Consider the following 327-nt stretch of genomic DNA (forward strand, 5'->3'; position numbering starts at 1 on the left):
AACTATAACAATATTCACATAGAAAGAAGTTAGCAATCAGAATTCGTTTTAGTAGGCTCGGCAACCTTTTTTGAGACTCCCACAAACTGATCATAGATTGGGTGATATCTTGAAATGAAACATGCGACAATGAAAGTGTATCGGCAAGTTCTTTTTGAGAGTAATTGTTCTCTAATCTGTAGCTTCTTAATTTTTCACCAAAATCATCACGACTAAACAAAGGGGGATCCTTTCCTTTTTATAACCAGTAAAACTACTGTTAGTTATTTTATTATGCATGAGTTTTATTCATTAGCATCTTAATGATAACAGAGACCTATTCAATGC

1 protein-coding gene is annotated in these 327 nt (G+C 33.0%); it reads right to left on the reverse strand.

Annotated elements, in window-relative coordinates:
- A partial coding sequence (locus BCT81_RS03930; RefSeq protein WP_133152534.1) for a helix-turn-helix transcriptional regulator occupies positions 1 to 220 on the reverse strand: 220 nt, incomplete at its 3' end.
- Between the last annotated feature and the right edge of the window lie 107 nt (positions 221 to 327).

The organism is Vibrio sp. 10N.261.52.A1 (assembly GCF_002876325.1).
Lineage (GTDB): Bacteria > Pseudomonadota > Gammaproteobacteria > Enterobacterales > Vibrionaceae > Vibrio > Vibrio chagasii.